The organism is Rhodococcus sp. USK13, assembly GCF_018343855.1.
Taxonomy (GTDB): Bacteria; Actinomycetota; Actinomycetes; order Mycobacteriales; family Mycobacteriaceae; genus Rhodococcus_F; species Rhodococcus_F oxybenzonivorans.
This window is the reverse complement of sequence record NZ_CP069242.1, coordinates 1783104-1803266: the sequence shown is the minus strand read 5'-3', so window position 1 is coordinate 1803266 and position 20163 is coordinate 1783104. Positions and strand designations below refer to the sequence as shown.

Genomic DNA, 20163 nt, shown 5'->3' with positions numbered 1-20163 from the left:
CACACGCGCAATCCCCGTCAGAAGCGCACGAGCTCTGACGGGGATTTGCCGTACCTGCGGCGATATGCAGCGGAGAACCGGCCGGCGTGGGTAAACCCCCACCGCGCAGCGATGTCGGAAACCGTGACACCTGGCTCCCGCGCCCTCAGATCGGCGTCGGCGCGGCTCAAGCGGATGTCGAGGAGGCATTCGGACGGGCTGCGCCCGACGTACTCGCGAAACCCTTCCTGCAGCCGGCGAACGCTGGTGCCCGCCAGCTGGGCCATGTCTGCCGCCGTCCACGCGCGGGCCGGGTCGTCGTTCAGCCCGTCGAGTACGCGCTTGACGATGCGGGGACGCGGCGCCGTCCTGCGCACGTCCTGATCCGGTGTGACTGCCAGGACGAAGGCTGCGGTGATGGCGCCGGCGAGCTGCGGTCCCACTACCGGATTGGCGAGCAGGTCGGATGGTTCACGCAGTTGCGCGGTCAGCGACCTCAACAGTCGAAACCAGCTGTTGCCCGAGGCGTCGGTGAGGTCGATCTGGGAGGGCAGCAGCAACTTCGGGCGCACGTCGGTGCCGAGTATGCGATCCGCTTCCCGTTCGAGGTATTCGCTGTCGAACTTGACGCCGAGCACCGAGCAATCCCCGCTCCATCGGCTGATCAAAGTGGGTTCGTTCGCCCGGAACACCGTCGCCTGGCCGGGCCGTGACACCACGTCGCCCGCCGGGGAGCGCGACTCCAGGGAGCCGCAGAGCGGGATGTTGACCTCGTACGCGCCCGGGTAGTCGCAGGCGATCGATACGTCCGCACCCCAGCCCAGTCTGCCGAGGGTGACCGGCCCGAAATCGACGGTACGCATCGAGAGTGTCAGGGAGCCGTCCGGAGACAGGTCCGTCAACGTGTGCGGGAAGTACGCACCGGCCACCGCCCTCGACGCCGCGCCCCAGTCATGCGTCTCGGTAATCGTCGATGCCATCGCCTACACCTGCCTCGTCCACACGTCGTTCCGACCTCCATTGAAGCTGTGCCGTCCCGCTGAGTCGAGGATAACTGAGATACCAATCACAACTAGTCGCGCACATCGTCCAGCCGTCGCGCGAATCGGCTAGACGCGCCCGAGAGCCGGCCCCTACATTCTCCTTAACCCGCCGTTGCAGCGAAAGTTGTTATCGAACAAGGAGAATCACATGACTGCGACCCTTTCCTGGATCGACGAGATCACCATGACGGAACTCGAACGCAACCCTTACCCCGTGTACGAGCGGTTGCGTACCGAGGCTCCACTGGCGTACCTCCCGGTTCTCGGTTCCTACGTGGCGACCACTGCGGAGCTGTGCCGAGCCATCGCCACCAGCCCCGACTTCGAGGGGATCATCACCAAGGCAGGCGGCCGCACGTTCGGCCACCCCGCGGTGATCGGGGTCAACGGTGATATCCACCGCGACCTCCGCTCGATGGTCGACCCCGCTCTGCAGCCGTCGGAGGTGGACCGCTGGGTCGATTCACTCGTCCGCCCCATTGCCCGGCGTTACGTGGAGCAGTTCGAGAACCACGGGAAGGCCGACCTGGTGTCGCAGTACTGCGAGCCGGTGAGCGTGCGGGCATTGGGCGACCTGCTCGGCCTGAACGACGTCAGCTCGGACACGCTACGCGACTGGTTCCACCGGCTGTCGAACTCCTTCACGAATGCCGGCGTGGACGAGAACGGTGAGTTCACCAACCCGGAGGGCTTCATCCAGGGCGATGACGCGAAGGCCGAGATCCGGGCCATCGTGGACCCCCTGATCGACAACTGGATCGTCAATCCCGATGACAGCGCCATCTCCCACTGGCTGCACGACGGGATGCCCGAGGGACAGGTACGCGAGCGGGACTACATCTATCCCACACTCTTCGTCTTCCTGCTCGGCGCGATGCAGGAGCCCGGGCACGCAATGGCGTCGACCCTCGTCGGCCTGTTCAGCCGTCCGGAGCAGCTCGAGGCGGTGATCGACGAACCCGCGTTGATCCCGCGGGCCATCTCCGAGGGCATGCGCTGGACTTCCCCGATCTGGTCGGCGACGGCCCGCATCAGCACGAAGGACGTCACAGTCGGCGATGTCTTCCTGCCCGAGGGTTCGGTCGTTCTGATGTCCTACGGCTCCGCCAACCACGACGCCGAGGTGTACGACGCTCCGACGGAGTACGACATGACGCGCCCACCGCTGCCCCATCTGGCGTTCGGCGCCGGACAGCACGCCTGCGCCGGTATCTACTTCGCCAATCACGTGTGCCGCATCGGGCTCGAGGAGCTTTTCGAGGCGATCCCCAACCTCGAACGGGACACCGGCGCCGACGTCGAATTCTGGGGCTGGGGTTTCCGCGGCCCGACAGCACTGCACGCCACCTGGGAGGTATGACCATGACCCGCACCGAGACACACACCGTGTCCGTCGGCACCGACACAGTCCAGTGCGGTCCCGATCAGGCCATCCTCGACGCCTTTCTCCGCGGCGGCGTCTGGATGCCCAACTCGTGCAACCAGGGCACGTGCGGGACCTGCAAACTTCGGGTCGTGTCGGGTTCGGTGGATCATCGCCGATCTCCCGACAGCACACTGAGTGCGGCCGAGCGCGACGCCGGGTTCGCGCTGGCCTGCCAGGCTGCTCCCTGCGGTGACACGGTGGTGGAGCGGCTGGACTCGGCACCCGCGACGACCGTTCATGCCCTGCGGGATCTGGTAGGCACGGTCAGCGGAATCGAGGACATCGCCCGCGACACCCGGCGCTTACTCGTCACTCTCGACAGTCCGCTCGAGTTCTCGGCCGGGCAGTACGTGGAACTACGGGTGCCGAGCTCGGATCAGGGGCGCCAGTACTCGATGGCGAACTCCCCCAGTGAGTCGAAAGTGCTCGAATTTCACATTCGCCGCCAAACCGGCGGGCTGGCCACCGACAACTGGATCTTCGGACCGTTGAGTGTGGGCGATCGGGTCGACATGGTGGGTCCGCTCGGCGACTTCTGCCTCGACACCGACGACGACGGGCCGATGATCCTGCTCGGCGGCGGAACCGGGCTCGCGCCGCTCAAATCGATAGCAGCCCAGGCACTCAGGGCTATACCCGACCGCACGGTTCATCTGTATCACGGCGTGCGCGAAAAAGCCGACCTCTACGACGTGGACCTGTTCCAGGAGTGGGAACGCGCGCACCCCGGCTTCCGCTACCGGCCATGCCTGAGTGACCAGACGTGGCCCGGTCGGACCGGCTACGTCACCGATGCATTCGTCGACGATTTCGATACCTGTCGCGGCTATTCCGGTTACCTGTGCGGGCCACCCGCCATGGTCGACGCCGGTGTCAAGGCGTTCAAGCGTCGGCGTATGGCTCCGCGGCGGATCTTCCGCGAGAAGTTCACCCCGGCCGTCTGATCGTCGCGCACACCGGGGTTGCCGGCCCCGGTGTGCGCATCGCGAACATGTCCTAGGCAGTACTCGGTAAATGCCTAGTGTGATGCAGCGCACAGGCTGTAAGAGTGGAATCCATTGCCGGACCCGGGCGCCCTCGCAGGGCGCAAGCCCCCGGAGATCTTGGAGGATCCCATGACTGAAACCCTGTACACAGCGCCGTCCGACGACGTGCGCGCCAAGCTGGCCGACGCACTGATCGAGGACGCGGAAACCGGACGCTACCAGGTGCGACGCAGCGTCTTCACCGACGAGGACCTGTTCGAACTCGAGATGAAGCACATCTTCGAGGGCAACTGGATCTACCTGGCCCACGAAAGCCAGATCCCGAACGTCGGCGACTACTTCACCACGTACATGGGCCGTCAGCCGATCGTCATCTCCCGGAACAAGGAGGGCGAACTCAACGCCCTGGTGAACGCGTGCAGCCACCGCGGCGCCATGCTCTGCCGGCGGAAGACGGACAACCGGACCACGTTCACCTGCCCGTTCCACGGCTGGACGTTCAACAACTCCGGCAAGCTCCTCAAGGTCAAGGACCCGCGTGAGGCCGGCTACCCGGAACAGTTCAACAAGGACGGTTCCCACGACCTCACCAAGGTCGCGCGGTTCGAGAACTACCGCGGATTCCTGTTCGGCAGCCTGAACCCCGATGTCCCGCCGCTCGAGGAACACCTCGGTGACACCACGAAGATCATCGACATGATCGTCGACCAGTCACCCGAGGGCCTCGAGGTGCTGCGCGGTGCGTCCACCTACACCTATGACGGCAACTGGAAGTTGCAGACCGAGAACGGCGCCGACGGCTATCACGTGTCCGCCACCCACTGGAACTACGCCGCGACCACCTCGCGTCGGGAGTCGGGCGAATCCACCAACGCCACCAAGGCGATGGACGCCGGCAAGTGGTCGAAGCAGCAGGGCGGGTACTACTCGTTCGACAACGGTCACCTGCTGCTGTGGACCAAGTGGGCCGACCCCGCCAACCGTCCCCTCAACGAGCGTCGTGACGAACTCGTCGCCGAGTACGGCGAGGACCGCGCCGACTGGATGATCGGGGTGTCCCGCAACCTGTGCCTGTACCCGAATGTGTACCTGATGGACCAGTTCGGTTCGCAGATCCGGCATTTCCGTCCGATCTCCGTCGACAAGACCGAGGTCACCATCTACTGCATCGCCCCCAAGGGTGAGAGCCGGGCGGCACGTGCCGCCCGCATCCGCCAGTACGAAGACTTTTTCAACGCCACCGGCATGGCCACCCCGGACGATCTCGAGGAGTTCCGCTCCTGCCAGAAGACGTACCAGGCCGGTGCCGCACCGTTCAACGATCTCAGCCGCGGTGTCACCCACCAACTGCGGGGCCCCGACGAGGATGCAAAGAAGATCGGTATCAACCCCATCTCCAGTGGTGTGAAGACCGAGGACGAGGGCCTCTACCCGATCCAGCACGGCTACTGGGTGCAGGCGCTCACCAACGCGCTCGACGCCGACGCTGCCGCTGCCGCGAACAACCGCTGAGGGAGAAAAGTTACATGACTGCAGTAGCCGAAAACACCGTCACCCAGCACGATATCGAGCAGTTCCTCTACCGTGAGGCCCGCTACCTCGACGACCGTGAATTCGAGAAGTGGATCGAGTGTTATCACCCCGACTCCGAGTTCTGGATGCCGGCATGGGCCGACGACGGTGAACTGACCACCGACCCGATGACCGAAATCTCCCTGATTTACTACGCCAACCGCGGCGGCATCGAGGATCGGGTGTTCCGCATCAAGACGGACAGGTCGAGCGCAACGAGCCTGCCGGAACCGCGTACAGGTCACAACATCTCGAACGTCGAGGTGACCGAGCGTCGCGGCGAGGTCGTGGACGTCCGTTTCAACTGGTTCACGCTCTACTTCCGGTACAACACGGTCGACACGTACTTCGGGAATTCGTTCTACACCATCGACTTCTCCGGTGAGCAGCCACTGATCCTGAAGAAGAAGGTCGTGGTCAAGAACGATTACATCCACCACGTGGTCGACATCTATCACATCTGATCTTCTTTCCCATTCTTCGCGAATCGAGCTGTTTTTCATGACTTTCCAAGTTGCACTGAGTTTCGAAGACGGGATCACCCGCTTCATCAAGTGTGACGGCGACGAGACGGTCGCCGACGCGTCCTACCGCGCGCGCATCAACATCCCCCTCGACTGTCGGGACGGGGCGTGCGGCACTTGCAAGTCGCTCTGCGAATCCGGCACCTACGACGGCGGCGACTACATCGAGGAAGCACTCACCGACGACGAGGCGGAGCAGGGCTACTGTCTTCCGTGCCAGATGATGCCGGAAAGCGATCTGGTGCTACAGATCCCGACGACCTCCGACGTCGCCAAGACCGCCGCAGGAACGTTCTCGTCGACGATCACGGAGATCCGCAGGTTCTCCGACACCACCATCGGGTTCACGATCGAGATCGCGAACCGCGACGATCTGGTGTTCCTTCCCGGGCAGTACGTCAACATCACCGTGCCCGGGACCGAGGCGACGCGCTCGTACTCGTTCAGCACCGGGCCCACGTCCGAGGAACTGTCGTTTCTGGTCAAGATCACCGACGGCGGCCTGATGTCGGAATACCTGCGCGACCGCGCACAGGTCGGCGACACGCTCGAGTTCACCGGCCCGATGGGAAGCTTCTTCCTCCGCGAGCAGAAGCGTCGCGCCCTGTTACTCGCCGGCGGCACCGGGCTGGCCCCGCTGTTGTCGATCCTCGACAAGATGCGCACCGACGCCGCCGACCACCCCGTGCACCTGGTCTACGGAGTCTCGTCCGACGCGGACCTGGTGGAACTGGACAAGCTCGACGCATACACGAAGTCGCTGTCCCAGTTCACATTCGACTACTGCGTATCGGATCCGGCGAGCAGCGCGCCGAACAAGGGATACGTCACCGGGCTGTTCGAGCCGGCGCATCTGAACGACGGTGATGTCGACGTGTACCTGTGCGGGCCGCCGCCCATGGTCGAAGCCGTCCGCGACCACCTGAAGTCGGAGGGGATCACGCCGGCAAACTTCTACTTCGAGAAGTTCAACAACGCGGCGACGTCCCACGGATCCGAGACACCCGCTCCGCGACCGGCCGACACGCCCGAATCCGCTGTGCCCGAGTACGAGATCGGCGAGGAGCACCAGCCGCTGTCCGAGTCGGATGCGCAGTTCGACGCCCGCATGGCACTCGAGCTGGGCGCGCTCGAACTCACCATCGGCAGACTGACTCCGGAACAGCTGGGCGAGTACCGCATCCTCGCCGAAGCGTCCGGCGCTTCGATCGACCGGGACCACTTCACCGACGCCGACGCGTTCACCGACGCCAACTTCCGATTCCACGAGTTCCTGTTCCGCTGCACCGGCAACGAGGTGCTGCTCGAGGCGTACAACCGGCTCGAGGTCACCCAGCTGATGCGCAAGGTCCTCCGGAACTCCGGCTGGGTCGACGAGCACATCCCGCAAGAGCATCTCGACATCGTCGCCGCATTCGACAGGGGCGACCGCGACTCCGCGCGGAAACTGATCGTCGCGCACAGCGCACACGCGAAAGCCACCATGTGCCGCGCCATCGAGAACAGCACAGTCGCATGAGGCCGGCGTTCTACGCGAATCGGTTCGACGGCAGGGCCGTCACCGTCACCGGCGCCGCACAGGGAATCGGGCTGGCCGTCGCAACCCGGCTCGCCGACGAGGGCGCGTCCGTCGTCCTCGTCGACCGCGCCGAACTCGTCCACGACGTCGCCAAGGAACTGCGGGAGAAAGGGGCCGAGGCACACAGCATCACCGCGGACCTCGAACAGTTCACCGACGCGCAGGACGCGATCGACGAGGCCCGCGCCCAGCACGGCCGGATCGACGTGCTGATCAACAACGTCGGCGGAACGATCTGGGCCAAACCGTACGAGCACTACACGCCGGAACAGATCGCCGCGGAGGTGCAGCGGTCATTGTTCCCGACGCTGTGGACGTGCCGCGCCGCACTGCCGCACCTCATCGCGCAGCACAGCGGCACGATCGTCAACGTGTCGTCGGTTGCAACCCGCGGAGTCAATCGCGTGCCCTACGCAGCCGCGAAAGGCGGGGTCAACGCTCTCACCGCGTCGCTCGCGCTCGAGGCGGCGCAGTACGGAATTCGCGTGGTGGCCACCGCTCCCGGAGGGACCGAGGCACCGGCGCGCCGCGTCCCACGCGGTCCTGGTACGGAATCCGAGCAGGAGAAGGCGTGGTACCAGAACATCGTCGACCAGACCGTCTCTTCGTCGCTGATGAAGCGGTACGGCACCCTCGACGAACAGGCCGCTGCGATCCTCTTCCTCGCCTCCGACGAGGCCTCCTACATCACCGGCTCGGTACTGCCCGTCGCCGGTGGCGATCTCGGCTAGCAGCCCCACATATCTCCACCGCCTCATCGGCGGGCAATCCGGCTCGCCGTCACACTTCCCGAGCGGAGATCATCATGAACCCGTCCACGACCGACAGCTGGGCAAGCCCTCGCCATCGCAGGGCCGTCACCTGGATCGTCACACTCGCGACCATCGCCATCGTCTTCGACGGCTACGACCTCGTCGTCTACGGCACCATCCTCCCGATGTTGCTCGACGACCCCAGTCAACTCGGGGCGATCTCGCCGGCCCAGGCCGGCGCGCTCGGTTCCTACGCCCTCGTCGGTGTGATGGTCGGCGCGCTGGCGTCGGGCGCCATCGGCGACTATCTCGGCCGCCGCCGGATGATGCTGATCAACATCGTGTGGTTCTCCGTGGGTATGGGGCTCGCGGCGCTTGCCACGAGCATCACCACCTTCGGACTGCTCCGATTCTTCACCGGGATCGGTGTCGGTGGACTCGTCGCCACCGTGGGCGCGATGGTCGCCGAATTCGCGCCTCCCGGAAAACGCAATCTGTACAACGCCATCGTCTACAGCGGAGTACCCGCCGGCGGTGTGCTCGCATCTCTGCTGGCCATAGTGCTCCGCGACGCGATCGGCTGGCGCGGCCTGTTCTGGATCGGCGCACTCCCGCTCGTCACGCTGCTGCCACTGGCCCTCATGAAGCTGCCGGAGTCCCCGAAGTGGCTCGTCGCACGCGGGCACGATGACCAGGCCCGCCGCATCTCCGAACACACGGGTATCCCCATGCCCGACGCAGAGGAGATCGCCCTCGAACACGCTTCGGTCGAGAAGGTCGGATTCGCGGCCCTCGCGACCCGACGGTATGCCTGGGCGACAGGACTTCTCGGTGTGATGAGCTTCTCCGGTCTCCTCCTCACCTACGGACTCAACACCTGGTTGCCGAAAATCATGGGAGACGCTGGTTTCAACGCCAAGGGGTCACTGTCCTTCCTGCTGGTCCTCAACGGCGGCGCCATCATCGGCGGTCTGATCGCCTCCAAGATCGCCGACGGTATCGGCCCTCAGCGCGTCGTGGCCGCCACGTTCTTCCTCGCTGCGGTCGCGCTGGTGGTGCTCACCCTGGGATTCCCGCTCCCGGTGCTGCTCGCCTCGGTTGCGGTTGCCGGAGTGGGCACGATCGGAACTCAGGTGCTGATCTACGGTTTCGTGTCCAACTACTATTCGACCTCTGCCCGCGCTGCGGGAGTGGCATGGTGCGCCGGATTCGGCCGATTGGGCGGGATCTTCGGACCCCTCATCGGCGGCGCACTCATCAGTGCAGGGATCAGCAGCCAGGTCGCATTCTCCGTGTTCGCGGGCATTGCCGTACTGGGCGCCTTCGTCACGTTCTTCGTACCGCGCGCACGAGTCGCCCTCCGCGCCGAGGTTGCGCCCGTCACCGCCTAAACGGTCCAGGTGTCGTGACCGGTCAGAAGCCGCTGGAGCGAGCCGTCGTCTACGGGATCCCTCTCGCGGGCGAGGTCGTTCTGCCTGCGTACCGCATCGTCGTAGGTGTCGCGCACAACGCTGCGGAATACGCCGGTCACCGTGTGGGTGAGGTCCTGGTCGGACAGCCGCGAGAGGGCGTACGCGTAGTCGGGATCATCGGTATGGGCGTCGTGCACGACGATCTCGTCACGGTCGACGTCGGCGGTCTCGACCACCTTCAGACCGAAACCGGCACGCACGACGCAGTATTCGCCAGCGTTCCCGAACACTATCGGTTCTCCGTGGGTCAATGGAATCAGCCGCTGCTCCGCACCATCCTTGCGGAGCACGTCGAACGAGCCGTCGTTGAAAATCGGGCAGTCCTGAAAGATCTCCACGAACGACGTGCCCCGGTGCGCCGTGGCCGCACGCAGTACCTCGGTGAGGCCCTTGCGGTCGGAGTCCAGGGCGCGGGCCGCGAACGTCGCCTCGGCACCGAGCGCCAGGGACAACGTGTTGAACGGGTGGTCCACCGACCCCAGCGGGGTGGACTTGGTGACCTTCCCGACCTCCGAGGTCGGTGAGTACTGGCCCTTCGTGAGGCCATAGATCCGGTTGTTGAACAACAAGATCGTCAGATTCACGTTGCGTCGCAACGCGTGGATCAGGTGGTTGCCACCGATGGAGAGGGCGTCACCGTCACCGGTGACCACCCACACCGACAGGTCCGGACGCGTAACCGCCAGCCCGGTCGCGATGGCCGGGGCACGGCCGTGGATCGAGTGCACGCCGTACGTGTCGAGGTAGTAGGGGAACCGGCTCGAACATCCGATGCCGGAGACGAACATCATGTTCTCGCGCTTCAGGCCGAGCTCCGGCAGGAAACTGCGGATCGTGGCCAGGATGACGTAGTCGCCACAGCCCGGACACCACCGCACCTCCTGGTCCGTGGTGAAGTCCTTGGCTTTCTGCGCTACATCGGTGTGTGGGACGTGCGCGGTCGCGCTGAGCCCGAGAGTCCTCCCGATGCGATTGATCATCTGGGTCACGCCGGTTCCTCCTGCCGGGGGCGGTTCGTCCGATAGGTGGCCGAAGCGAGCGCGTCGGAGGTCTTGGCCAGCTCCTGCTCGCGCAACGTTCCCGCCAGCGCCGCGTCGATCACCCTGTGTATTTCGTCGCTGAGGAACGCGAGACCCTGCACCTTGGTGACCGACTGCACATCGACGAGGTACCTCGACCGAAGAATCATCGCCAGCTGCCCCAGGTTCATTTCGGGTGCCACCACTGTGGGATAACTGCGAAGCACCGCACCGAGATTCGACGGCAAGGGGTTGAGGTGTCGCAGGTGCACCCGGGCCACCTTCTTCCCCTCCCGCCGGGCCCGGCGGCACGCCTCACCGATGGGACCGTACGAACTACCCCACCCGATCAAGAGCAACTCCGCCTGACCGGACGGATCGTCGACCACCACGTCCGGGACGGTGATGCCGTCGATCTTCGCCTGCCGCAGCCGGACCATGAGGTCGTGGTTGGCGGGATCGTAGGAGATGTCACCGCTGCCGTCGGCCTTCTCGAGCCCACCGATCCGGTGCTCGAGCCCGGTGGTGCCCGGCACCGCCATGGCGCGGGCCAGCGTCTCCGGGTCGCGCGCGTAGGGCGCGAACACCCCCTCCGGCGGAGGCACCTTCTCGTAGTCCACGTCGATCGGGTCCATGTCCGCCACATTCGGAACAGCCCACGGTTCACTGCCGTTCGCGATGGCACCGTCGGACAGCAGAAGCACCGGCGTGCGATAGGTGAGGGCTATCCGCGCGGCCTCGACGGCGGTGTCGAAGCAGTCGGCGGGTGACCGGGGCGCCAGCACCGCGACGGGCGATTCACCGTTGCGCCCGTACATCGCCTGCAGCAGATCCGACTGTTCCGTCTTGGTCGGCAGTCCGGTGGACGGCCCACCGCGCTGCACGTCGATCACCAGCAACGGCACCTCCGTCATCACCGCCAGCCCGATCGCCTCACTCTTCAGCGCCAGGCCCGGCCCGGACGTGCTCGTCACCCCCAGCGCCCCGCCGATCGACGCCCCGAGGGCCGCCCCGATACCGGCGATCTCGTCCTCCGCCTGGAAGGTGGTGACACCCAGGTTTCGATGCTTGCTCAGCTCGTGCAGGATGTCCGACGCCGGAGTGATCGGGTACGTACCCAGGAACACCTCGCGCGAGGCCAGCTGCGCTGCCGTCACCACTCCGTAGGCCAGCGCGGTGTTGCCGGTCACCTGACGGTAGGTGCCCCGCGGCAGGGTCGCGGCCGAGACTTCGTAGGTGGTGGCGAAGGTTTCCGTCGTCTCCCCGTAATTCCACCCCGCCGTGAAGGCGAGGAGGTTACCCTCCGCAACCTGGGGTTTCGCCGCGAACTTGGTGCGCAGGAACTGCTCGATACTGCGTGTGGGCCGGTTGTACATCCACGAGAGCAATCCGAGCGCGAACATGTTCTTGGCCCGCTCACCGTCTTTTCGGCTCAGGCCCGCAGGTTGCACCGCGCCCACCGTCAGCGTCGTCATCGGGACCGGGTGCACCGTGTAGTCCGCGAGGGAATCGTCCTCGAGCGGACTGGCCGCATACCCGACCTTCGACAGGTTCCGCTTGGTGAACCCGTCCATGTCGACGATGATCATCCCGCCGCGCGGCAGGTCGGGCAGATTCGCCTTCAACGCGGCCGGGTTCATTGCCACCAGCACATCGGGGCGATCACCGGCGGTGAGAATGTCGTAGTCGGCGATCTGGATCTGGAACGACGACACCCCGGGCAATGTGCCCTGCGGGGCACGAATCTCGGCGGGGAAGTTCGGTTGCGTGGCGAGATCGTTGCCGAATGCGGCCGCCTCCGAGGTGAACCGGTCCCCGGTCAGCTGCATGCCGTCACCCGAATCGCCGGCAAAGCGGATCACCACCCGCTCCAGCTTGGTGGAGTTCGCGTCCGTCGTCATAAGTGCACCGGATCTCTCGACTGCTGCGTCCGTGTCGATCAGCTGCTTCTCACCTCACGTTACAAGCGTTCCGCCGTTCTGCCAGGCACCCGCCCGAAATCGCGTCGCGATACGGTGAGCCTTGTGAGTGACCCAGCCAACAGCGAACTCGTCGGCCGTTCGCGTGAGCTCGCAAGTCTCGAGGCTTTCCTGCACGGGGCGACTCCCGACATGCCGGCCGTCGTGCTGGTCGAAGGGGCCGCCGGCATCGGCAAGACCACGCTCGTCGAGGCGTTCCTTGCAGCGCACTCCGAGGTACCGACGCTTGCCGCAGTGTCTACGCCCTGGGCGACGGGGCACCCGTTCGGCGTGGTCGAGCAATTGCTGGGGTCCGCAGGTACCGCACGACATCCTCTGGGCGTCGCCCACGAGCTCGCCGCCGCGGTGACCACACTTCCCGGGGAGAAGGTCGTGGTCGTGCTCGACGACGCACACTGGGCCGACCTCGAATCTTTGCAGGCCGTCACGTCGGCGACTCCTCTTCTCGACCGCCCTGCCATGCTGGTTCTGATCACGACGTCGGAACCGACCGCCGACGTCTCGCCCGACGTGCTCGAGCTCCTCGACAGACATCACCGTCACCGGCTGTGCGTCCCGCCCCTCGATGCGTCCGACATTCGAACACTCGCGAACCGTATTGCGCACGTGGACCTTCCAGCTCCCGTAGCGCACCAGCTCACGCAGCACACGGCCGGAAATCCACGACACGTCACGCAACTCCTGCACGAAGTGGATCCGGACGCCTGGTCCCACTGGCAACCCGTGCTGCCCGTCCCCCGGGCGGTCACCGCGTCGGTGCGCTCGCGGCTCACGGCGTGCTCGGCGCCCGCGCGCGCCCTGGTCGAATCGGCCTCCGTCCTCGTCGGTGATCCGCGTTTCGCCGATGCCGCCGAACTTGCGGACATCGCGAATCCCGTCGAAGCACTCGACGAGGCGCACCGAGCGGGACTGCTGACGATGGGCGAGCATCGCGGCGTCACCGTGCTGGTGTTCCCGTCGGCACTCACTCGGGCCGCCGTCTACCGGGACCTCGGCCCGATCCGTCTGCGCGACCTGCACGAGCACGCAGCACGCATCGTCGACGACGACAGTCAGCGCCTCGACCATCTGGCCGCCGCGTCGCCGTTTCCCGACCCCGAACTCGCCGATGAACTCGACCGCCACGCCGTCCACCGGGCCACGGTCGGGGCCTGGTCCGCCGTCGCGGACGCCCTGATCAAGTCGAGCCGTCTCAGCGCAGACCGACGAATGCGAGAGCAACGCCTCATCCGCGCCGTCGACGCCCTGGTCGGGACCGGAAATTTGCCGCAGGCGATCGCGTTCGCACCCGAGATCGAAAGCTTCCCCGCAAGCCCGCTCCGTGACGCCGTCCTCGGCTATCTGGCCATCCAGCGAGGCCGCCCCGCGGAGGCCGACCTGCTGCTCACGCAGTCGTGGTCTGCCTGCGACCCCGCCGCGGATCCGGCGACCGCCGCACTGATCTGTCAGCGCCGGGTCCTCGACTCCCTGGCCCGGTGGCACGGGCCCGACCTCGTCCAGTGGGGTTCGCGGGCAGTGTCACTCGTCGACCCGAGCGATCCTTCGGCCGTGGAATCCGCGGCGATCATGGGCCTAGGACTGGCAGCGACGGGCAAGACAACCGAGGCGCGGGCCGCGTACGACCACCTGTCGGCCACAGTCGCACTGGGCGCCCAGTCGCAACGCTTCGAGATGGCCCGAGGGTGGCTCGACCTGGCGTTGGACGAACCGCAGGCCGCGCGGCAGGAACTCGAAAGTGCCGTGCCGACGGCATTCCGGATGGGGTCTGCCCGTATTTCGCTGTGGGCGCAGGCCTGGTTGGCACGCACCCAGTTCGCCCTCGGTGACTGGAGTGGAGCTGTGACCACCGTCGAACGTGCCGCGCGTCAGCTGGAGGATGTCGGGCTGGACCTACTGCGGCCACTCGTGCACTGGACGGGAGCACAGACGCAGGCGCTGCGTGGCAACCGCGATGCCGCACAGCACCACCTCCGGCGGGCGGCCGCGAGCCTCCACGACTACCCGATCATGTTCCTACCTTCCTCGCTGGCACGCGCCCAGTGCGCCGAAGTGGAAGCCGACTACCCCACGGTGATTCGCGCACTCGAACCCCTCACCCGGCTCCAGCCGCGAGAGGGCGTCGACGAACCCGGGTTCTGGCACTGGCCGGACGTCTACGCGAATGCGCTCGTCATGGTCGGGAGGGTGGACGACGCCGACACCTTCCTCATCCCCCACGAGGAACGGGCCGCAGCGCGACAGCACCGTTCCGCCCAGGCGCGGCTCGGCTATGCCCGCGGACGCATACTCGGTGCCCGCGGCGATATCGACGCCGCCCGAGCCGTCTTCGAGCAAGCACTGCAGCATCTCGACACGCTGCCCCTGCCCTACGACCGCGCCCGGGTCAACTTCGCGTACGGCCAGACCCTGCGACGGGCCGGTAAACGCCGTGAGGCCGATGCGGTGATCCAGGCCGCGCGGGAGGGATACTCGGCCCTCGGCGCAACGTCGTACGTGTTGCGGTGCGACCGCGAGATCAAGGCGGGCGGACTCAACCTCGAGCGCAGTCGTGTCTCACTCGCGGACCTGACGCCTCAGGAACAGGCGGTGACGGAACTCGTCGCAGGTGGTGCCAGCAACAAGGAGGCAGCGGGAGAACTGTTCCTGTCGGTCAAGACGGTGCAGTACCACCTGACACGGGTCTACGCGAAACTCGGCGTTCGCTCCCGCAGCGAACTCGCGGCGCAGTTCCGCAACGACGGCTGAGGTCGGGCGGGGGCCGGAAACCACCCCAGGGTGCCTTTTCCCGGGCACCCGTTGCGCGAAGGCTGGCACCTGAGCGTCCTGACAACCAGGCGCCCATCCGACCACAGGAGGTCTTCGAGATGAAGGACACGATCGACGCGGTCGAGGCCGACCGCGAGCTGAAAACCCGGCACCGCGCCATGTGGGCGCTCGGCGACTACCCGTCGCTGGCCGGCGAGGTGATCCCGGACCTCGGACCGGTGCTGGTGGCAGCGTGCGAGGTGCGGTCGGGCGACCACGTACTGGATGTCGCAGCGGGGTCGGGCAACGCCGCTATTCCTGCCGCGCTCGCAGGGGGACACGTCGTCGCCAGCGACCTCACCCCGGAACTTTTCGATGTGGGACGCCGGGAGGCTGCTGCGGCGGGGGCTGCTGTCGAATGGCAGCAAGCGGACGCCGAGGCACTGCCCTTCGACGACGAGGAGTTCGACGTCGTCATGTCCTGTGTGGGTGTCATGTTCGCGCCGCACCACCAGCAGAGCGCCGACGAGATCGTCCGTGTCTGTCGTCCGGGTGGAAGGATCGGACTGCTCAGCTGGACGCCGGAGGGTTTCATCGGTCAGATGTTCGCGACGATGAAACCGTATGCCCCTGCTCCCCCACCCGGCGCGCAACCCCCACCGCTCTGGGGTCGCGAGGAACACGTCCGGGCGTTGTTCGGCGACAGAGTCACCGATCTGACGTCGACGCGGCAGACATTGCACGTCGAGAAGTTTCCGACGCCCGAGGAGTTCCGCGACTATTTCAAGGAGCGTTACGGCCCCACGATCGCCGTGTACCGCAACATTGCCGGTGACCCGGAGCGGGTGGCCGCACTGGACGGTGAACTCGCCGACCTCGCGCGACGCCACTTCGACGGGACCGCCATGGAATGGGAGTACCTCCTGGTGACCGCGCGCAGACGGTGACCACCCCGGGACGGTAGGGTCGTCAACGGTGCGCCGGGAAGTCTGGTCGGCAAGTATTTTGTCGACCCGATTTCCAGGAGTGTGCCGTGAACGAATCCCAGACCCGATCGACGCTGTTTTCCCGCGGATCGTGGGCGGAGACCGCACGGATCTCGGACATCCTCCGCAAGGAAACGGTGGGCGGAGCGCTGCTCCTGATCGGCTCGGTCATCGCTCTGGTCTGGGCGAACTCGCCGTGGTCCGACGGGTACACGGCGCTGCGCGACACCACCGTGGGGCCGGCCTCACTGCACCTGAACCTCTCGCTCGGGACGTGGGCCGCCGACGGTCTGCTCGCGATCTTCTTTTTCGTCGTGGGCCTCGAACTCAAGCGGGAGTTCGTGGCCGGCGACCTGCGTGATCCTCGCCGCGCCGCTCTTCCCATCGCCGCAGCCGTCGGCGGCATGGCCGTCCCCGCGCTGGTCTTCGTTCTGGTCAACGCCCGCACCGGCGAGGGGGCGCTCGCCGGCTGGGCGATTCCGACGGCCACCGACATCGCGTTCGCGGTGGCCGTCCTCGCCATCGTGAGCACTCACCTTCCGGCAGCCCTGCGCACCTTCCTCCTCACCCTCGCAGTCGTAGACGACCTGCTGGCCGTCACCGTGATCGCCGTCTTCTACACCGACGAGCTCGCGTTCGGTCCATTGCTTCTCGCGCTGATCCCACTGGCACTGTTCACCGTTGCCGTGCAACGACGCGTTCGCTCCTGGTGGATCCTGCTGCCCCTCGCCGCGGCCACGTGGATCCTCGTGCACGAGTCGGGGATTCACGCGACCGTGGCAGGCGTCCTCCTCGGCTTCGCCGTTCCCGTGATGCGCAGTGAGAAGGCCGGCGGTCCCGAGGCCGGACCCGGTCTGGCCGAACACTTCGAGCATCGAATTCGGCCCATCTCGGCGGGATTCGCAGTGCCACTGTTCGCCTTCTTCGCCGCAGGGGTCACCATCGGCGGATTCTCCGGACTGAGCACCTCACTACGCGACCCGGTCGCGCTCGGTATCGTCGCCGGCCTGGTGATCGGCAAGGCGGTCGGAATCTTCGGCACCACCTACCTCATGTCGCGGTTCACCCGGGCGACCCTCGACTCCGGCCTCGCCTGGCTCGACGTCCTCGGAGTCGCCCTGCTCGGCGGCATCGGGTTCACCGTCTCCCTCCTCGTCGGCGACCTCGCTTTCGGCATGGACTCCCTGCGGGGTGATCACGTCAAGGTGGGCGTACTGACCGGATCGTTGACCGCCGCGGTCCTGGCCGCGGCGGTCCTGCGAATGCGCAACGGCGCTTACCGCACCATCGCGCTTGCGGAGAGCCGGGACGACGACGGCGACGGCATCCCCGACGTGTATCAGCGGTGACCGTCTGCCCCGGTAGTTCCGGTGGCCCCGGTAGTTCCGGGCTTCGTCTGCGCGTCGGATGAGCCGGTCTCCCCGACCGGACCGGCCGCGTATTCGGCCATCAGCCGGGTGATCTCGTCGCGATCGGCGAGTCCCGGAAGTCCCCACCCGTCCCGGTAACCGTAAAGCTCGGCGAGAGTAGTCGCGCGGCGGTTGCCGTCCGCGACCTCCACATCCGAAGCCGTGATCAGTCCGGGATGTGCGACTCCGCACGCCTCGGCCACCTTGAACACGTCCCGCCGCAGCGATCGGATGTAGTTGTCGGCCCGCACCGACTTCGCCTGGGCGTCGAGGCCGTGTTCCAGCCAGCTGCTCTGGGTGGCCACTCCCGTGGGGCATCGATCGGTGTGACATTTCTGGGCCTGGATGCAGCCGATTGCGAGCATCGGCTCGCGGGCAACGTTGATCATGTCGCAGCCCAGAGCCATCGCCACCACAGCGTTGTCGGGCAAGCCGAGTTTCCCGGAGCCGATGAACGTGACGCCGTCGGTGAGTCCCGCCTCGGCGAACATCGAGTACACCCGGGCGAATCCACTGCGGAACGGCAACGAGACCGCGTCGGTGAACACCAGCGGCGCCGCCCCCGTGCCTCCCTCGCCGCCGTCGATCGTCACGAAGTCGACGCCCCGGTCGGAGTGGGTCATCTCCTCGATCAGCGATTCCCAGAACCGGGAGTCTCCGACGGCCGACTTGATGCCCACCGGCAGTCCCGTCTCGGCGGCGACGAGTTCCACCCAGTCGAGCATGCTGTCGACGTCGTGGAACGCGGTGTGCCGTGAAGGACTGACACAGTCGCTGCCTTCCCGGACGCCGCGGATCTCGGCGATCTCGGCCGTGACCTTCGCGCCGGGCAACAGGCCACCGAGGCCCGGCTTCGCACCCTGGCTGAGTTTGATCTCGATGGCCCGTACCGGGGCGGAGTCGACGAGGGACATCAGTCGATCGAGATCGAACCGGCCGTCCTCGTCCCGGCACCCGAAGTAGGCGGTACCGATCTGGAACACCAGATCCGCACCGTTCCGGTGGTACCGAGACAGCCCGCCCTCACCGGTGTTCTGCAGGCAGTCCGCCGCCGTGGCACCGCGATTCAAGGCGGTGATCGCCGCCGACGACAGCGAGCCGAAACTCATCGCCGAGATGTTGACGAGTGAGTGTGGACGAAAGGCCTTGGCCCGGCCGCGTGCCTCACCCAGAACCTTGGCCGACGGAAGCTGAAGTGTGTCACCACCCCCGGGAACGGCTGACGGGGCGATGTCGGAAAACGTGCGGTGCTTGATGATGGTGTAGCCGTCGGTGAACTCGATGTCGTTGTCCGTGCCGAACCCGAACGTGTTGGTTTCCTTCTTCGACGACGCGTACACCCAGCGACGCTGATCGCGGGTGAAGGGACGCTCCTCGTCGTTGTTGGTCGTGATGTACTGCCGAAGCTCCGGCCCGAGCGACTCCAGCAGATATCTGCCGTGGCCCAGGACGGGAAAATTGCGCAGCAGAGCGTGCCGTCGCTGGAGCAGGTCATACGAGGCCACGGCGGCCAGCGCGGCGGCCGGGATCCCGAGGGCGTTCGACCACTTCATGAAGCCACCGTACGTCGCGGTCCGGGGGCGCCGTTGGCGATTTCGGTGTGGTCGCCGGCTTCCGGTGCCACGCTTGTCGGTATGAAACCTATTCGCCCCAGGAGTGATCGATACAGGAGTGATCGATAATGGCCCGGCCGGTACGCGTCGTCGTTCTCGGAGCGGGCTCGTGGGGAACTACTGTGGCCGGACTGGCGGCGCGGAACACACCGACCCTCTTGTGGGCGCGGAGCTCGGACACCGCCGACGAGATCAACACCGTCCACAGGAACTCCCGGTACCTCGGTGACCGCGTCCTCCCCGACTCGATGCGCGCCACCGCCGACCTCGTCGAGGCAGCGCAGGAGGCAGACGTCCTCGTCGTCGGGGTGCCCTCACATGCCGTCCGCGGCACCCTCTCGCAGATCGCCAACGAGGTGCGCGCGTGGGTACCGGTGCTGTCGCTGGCCAAGGGACTCGAGCCCGGCACCCGGTTGCGTCCCACCGAGGTGATTGCGGAATGCCTCCCCGGCCATCCCGTCGGGCTCCTCGCGGGGCCGAACATCGCTCGCGAGATCGTCGACGGACTTGCCGCTGCTTCCGTCGTGGCTACCCAGGACGTTCGAGTGGCCACCGCCCTGCAGCCACTGTTCGCGTCCCCCGTCTTCCGCGTCTACCGCAACACCGACGTGCTCGGGTGCGAGCTCGGTGGCGTGCTCAAGAACATCGTGGCCATTGCGTCGGGCATGGCCGACGGACTCGACGTCGGCGACAACACGCGGGCCATGGTGCTCGCCCGAGGGCTGGCCGAGATGACGAGGCTCGGCGAGGCGATGGGCGCCAACCCGCGAACCTTCGCCGGCCTCACCGGTGTCGGTGACCTGATCGCGACGTGCATGAGCCCCAGTTCCCGTAACCGCCGGGTGGGCGAAGCGCTGGCCCGCGGGCTGACCGTGGAGGAGGCCGTCGCCCAACTCGGCCAGGTCGCGGAGGGTGTCAAGACCGCACCGACCGTCATGGAACTCGCCCGTGACCACGGCGTGGACATGCCTATCGCCGCCGAGGTGGAAGCCGTGGTGGCGGGGCGACAGACGGCGGAAGGTGCCTACCGCGGCCTGCGCAAGGTCGCCGCGGGCAGTGAGCACGAGGTCGCGTGACGA

At 66.4% G+C, this 20163-nt stretch carries 15 protein-coding genes; 11 read left to right on the top strand and 4 right to left on the bottom strand.

Annotation, left to right across the window (positions count from 1 at the left end):
- Nucleotides 1-17: 17 nt before the first annotated feature.
- Nucleotides 18-959, bottom strand: a complete 942-nt coding sequence (locus tag JQT59_RS11155) for an AraC family transcriptional regulator (protein WP_213576191.1) — start codon at nt 957-959, stop codon at nt 18-20.
- A 211-nt stretch (nt 960-1170) separates the two neighbouring features.
- On the opposite strand from JQT59_RS11155, the gene JQT59_RS11150 reads away from it, so the two are divergent.
- From JQT59_RS11150 to JQT59_RS11120, 7 genes are all read left to right on the top strand, one after another.
- On the top strand, nt 1171-2382 hold the full coding sequence (locus tag JQT59_RS11150; RefSeq protein WP_213576190.1) for a cytochrome P450: 1212 nt from the start codon (nt 1171-1173) through the stop codon (nt 2380-2382).
- A gap of 2 nt (nt 2383-2384) precedes the next feature.
- The gene (locus JQT59_RS11145) at nt 2385-3392 is read left to right on the top strand and encodes a 2Fe-2S iron-sulfur cluster-binding protein (RefSeq protein WP_213576189.1); all 1008 of its coding nucleotides are present in this window, start codon (nt 2385-2387) and stop codon (nt 3390-3392) included.
- Nucleotides 3393-3563: 171 nt separating this feature from the next.
- Nucleotides 3564-4946, top strand: coding sequence for a benzoate 1,2-dioxygenase large subunit (benA, locus tag JQT59_RS11140; protein WP_213576188.1), 1383 nt, complete (start codon nt 3564-3566; stop codon nt 4944-4946).
- A gap of 14 nt (nt 4947-4960) precedes the next feature.
- Complete coding sequence (gene benB / locus JQT59_RS11135; protein WP_213576187.1) at nt 4961-5470, top strand: benzoate 1,2-dioxygenase small subunit; 510 nt, start codon at nt 4961-4963, stop codon at nt 5468-5470.
- Nucleotides 5471-5507: 37 nt separating this feature from the next.
- On the top strand, nt 5508-7049 hold the full coding sequence (gene benC / locus JQT59_RS11130) for a benzoate 1,2-dioxygenase electron transfer component BenC (RefSeq protein ID WP_213576186.1): 1542 nt from the start codon (nt 5508-5510) through the stop codon (nt 7047-7049).
- Nucleotides 7046-7840 carry a 1,6-dihydroxycyclohexa-2,4-diene-1-carboxylate dehydrogenase gene (locus tag JQT59_RS11125; RefSeq protein WP_213576185.1) on the top strand — a complete coding sequence of 265 codons (795 nt, stop codon included), beginning with the start codon at nt 7046-7048 and terminating at the stop codon, nt 7838-7840. Before benC ends, JQT59_RS11125 begins: the two co-directional genes overlap by 4 nt.
- Before the next feature lie 74 nt (nt 7841-7914).
- On the top strand, nt 7915-9252 hold the full coding sequence (locus tag JQT59_RS11120; RefSeq protein WP_213576184.1) for an MFS transporter: 1338 nt from the start codon (nt 7915-7917) through the stop codon (nt 9250-9252).
- Here JQT59_RS11120 and JQT59_RS11115 read toward each other — a convergent pair.
- Together JQT59_RS11115 and JQT59_RS11110 are read right to left on the bottom strand one after the other, a co-directional pair.
- Nucleotides 9249-10313 (bottom strand): 2-oxoacid:ferredoxin oxidoreductase subunit beta, encoded by a 1065-nt coding sequence (locus JQT59_RS11115; RefSeq protein ID WP_213577635.1) that lies wholly within the window; start codon nt 10311-10313, stop codon nt 9249-9251. The genes JQT59_RS11120 and JQT59_RS11115 overlap by 4 nt on opposite strands.
- Nucleotides 10314-10318: 5 nt before the next feature.
- Nucleotides 10319-12253, bottom strand: a complete 1935-nt coding sequence (locus JQT59_RS11110) for a 2-oxoacid:acceptor oxidoreductase subunit alpha (RefSeq protein WP_213576183.1) — start codon at nt 12251-12253, stop codon at nt 10319-10321.
- 123 nt (nt 12254-12376) lie between these two features.
- Here JQT59_RS11110 and JQT59_RS11105 point away from each other — a divergent pair, with 123 nt between their 5' ends.
- From JQT59_RS11105 to nhaA, 3 genes are all read left to right on the top strand, one after another.
- Nucleotides 12377-15076, top strand: a complete 2700-nt coding sequence (locus JQT59_RS11105; protein ID WP_213576182.1) for an AAA family ATPase — start codon at nt 12377-12379, stop codon at nt 15074-15076.
- A 119-nt stretch (nt 15077-15195) separates the two neighbouring features.
- Nucleotides 15196-16023, top strand: coding sequence for a class I SAM-dependent methyltransferase (locus JQT59_RS11100; RefSeq protein WP_213576181.1), 828 nt, complete (start codon nt 15196-15198; stop codon nt 16021-16023).
- A gap of 86 nt (nt 16024-16109) precedes the next feature.
- Nucleotides 16110-17411 carry a Na+/H+ antiporter NhaA gene (gene nhaA, locus JQT59_RS11095; RefSeq protein ID WP_213576180.1) on the top strand — a complete coding sequence of 434 codons (1302 nt, stop codon included), beginning with the start codon at nt 16110-16112 and terminating at the stop codon, nt 17409-17411.
- Here the strand turns inward: nhaA and JQT59_RS11090 are convergent.
- Nucleotides 17402-19024 (bottom strand): FMN-binding glutamate synthase family protein, encoded by a 1623-nt coding sequence (locus tag JQT59_RS11090; protein WP_213576179.1) that lies wholly within the window; start codon nt 19022-19024, stop codon nt 17402-17404. The two genes, nhaA and JQT59_RS11090, sit on opposite strands and share 10 nt — an antisense overlap.
- 128 nt (nt 19025-19152) lie before the next feature.
- Here JQT59_RS11090 and JQT59_RS11085 point away from each other — a divergent pair, with 128 nt between their 5' ends.
- Nucleotides 19153-20160, top strand: a complete 1008-nt coding sequence (locus JQT59_RS11085; protein WP_109333855.1) for an NAD(P)H-dependent glycerol-3-phosphate dehydrogenase — start codon at nt 19153-19155, stop codon at nt 20158-20160.
- Nucleotides 20161-20163 lie beyond the last annotated feature (3 nt).